The following is a 1,655-nucleotide window of genomic DNA, read 5'->3' as shown; positions in this document are numbered from 1 at the left end:
AACCTGTCTCCGCCTGTTTCAAAAAGAAGAGGTATATCCAGAACAACTAGTTCTCTCCTTTGTCTGGCATAACGATCGATAAAACGATGCATCTTTTGTCGGACGAGGGGGTGTAGAATTGCTTCAAGCTGTTTCAATTTTTCCCGCTGCCCAAATACGGCATCACCAAGCTTTTTACGATCGATTCCGTTTTCTGTCTCAGTTTCAGGAAAAAGGTCAGAAATTTCCTTAACTGCTGCCCCGTTTTTACTCATTAATCGATGAACAGTAGCATCTGCATCATGCACAGGTACTTTCAACCGCTGAAACATCTTGGCAGCAGTCGATTTCCCCATTCCAATAGAACCCGTAAGTCCAAGAACATGCATTAAGATAATCCGTTCCCGATACAATAAAACCCCAACAACAGCCCAATACTATCCCGCCAGAACAAACTTGCGCAGATCCTCTGTTACCTCTGGTTTTACGCCAAACCAGGCCTCAAAACCCGGTCTTGCTTGATGTAATAACATACCGAGACCATCTACAATTTTATTGCCTCTTTTCTCGGCCATACCAAGAAGAGGGGTGATCAAAGGCGCATAAACGATATCCGTGACCACGCAGGATTTTGGTAATTTATCCAGTGATAATGCCAAAGGTGGTTGGCCTGCCATACCAAGGCTCGTCGTGTTTACCAATAGATCACAGCCGTTAAGGACATCATTGCGATCATCCCAATCAGCAACTGTAATCATGCCATCAGCACCTGATGATAAATCAGCCGCAAGAACTTCTGCGCGCTCTCTTGTTCGGTTCAAGAGAATTATATTTTTAACGCCAGCATCCTGAAGAGCAACAATGACACCACGGGATGCGCCACCAGCACCTAAAACAACTGTTTTTGCTGTGGAAAAATCAAGGTTTTCAGCACTTTGTCTCAAGTTTTCTATAAACCCAAACGCGTCGGTGTTAGAACCATAAGAACGTCCACCTTTGAAAACAATCGTATTAACAGCACCAATTCGTTTCGCTAGCGGATCAACTTCATCACAGAATGCTAACGCAGCTTCTTTGTGTGGAACTGTGATATTCACCCCACCAAACCCGGAATACATCAACCCCTTCAAAGCGGTTTCAAAGTTTTCAGGTTCAATAGCAAGGGGGAGATAGGTACCATCTATCCCCAGCGCTTCCAACCAATATCCATGTAATCTCGGCGATTTTGAATGGGATATAGGCCAACCGATTACCCCGGCCAAACGGGCTTTGCCTGAAAGAATCATCTAAGCCAGAATCCTGTTGTGTCGCAAAAACGTGAGGAGAGGGAGAAGCGGAAGCCCCAGAATTGTAAAATAGTCCCCCTGAATTTTATGGAAAAGTTGTGCACCGATACCTTCTAGTTGATACGCCCCAACAGAAGAAAGGGCCTCATCCCCCAGTGCATTTAAATACGACAATATAAAGTCATTATCTAAATCACGCATGGTCAGAGAAGCCGTTTCATTGTGGTGCCACAGCCTCTCGCCATTTTTGACCACACAAACAGTACATTCCAACTGATGGGTTTTCCCGGATAAAGCCTTTAGATGTGCTGCGGCATGATCCAGATCTGTCGGTTTATCAAACCAGACCCCGTTACAATTGAGCATCTGGTCTGCGCCAATGACAAAAGA

The 1,655-nt window shown here is 45.0% G+C and carries 3 protein-coding genes; all 3 read right to left on the bottom strand.

The window, feature by feature from the left end:
• Positions 1-368 (bottom strand): dephospho-CoA kinase (gene coaE / locus Q0241_RS21345; RefSeq protein ID WP_299381116.1); only part of this gene is annotated, 368 nt, incomplete at its 3' end.
• Positions 369-416: 48 nt separating this feature from the next.
• The gene (locus Q0241_RS21340) at positions 417-1,265 is read right to left on the bottom strand and encodes a shikimate dehydrogenase (RefSeq protein ID WP_299381114.1); all 849 of its coding nucleotides are present in this window, start codon (positions 1,263-1,265) and stop codon (positions 417-419) included.
• Positions 1,266-1,655, bottom strand: a 390-nt coding sequence (locus tag Q0241_RS21335) for a Maf family protein (RefSeq protein ID WP_299381112.1), incomplete at its 5' end; no start/stop codon positions are given.

Origin of the sequence: uncultured Kiloniella sp., from assembly GCF_937128705.1 — a bacterium.
GTDB lineage: Bacteria > Pseudomonadota > Alphaproteobacteria > Kiloniellales > Kiloniellaceae > Kiloniella.
Note: the sequence above shows the minus strand (reverse complement) of the source record. Positions and strands in the feature narration are given on the sequence as shown.

Coding starts and splice junctions, on each gene's coding strand:
- Q0241_RS21340 (WP_299381114.1), bottom strand. CDS start 1,265: ATGATTCTTTCAGGCAAAGCCCGTTTGGCCGGGGTAATCGGTTGGCCT.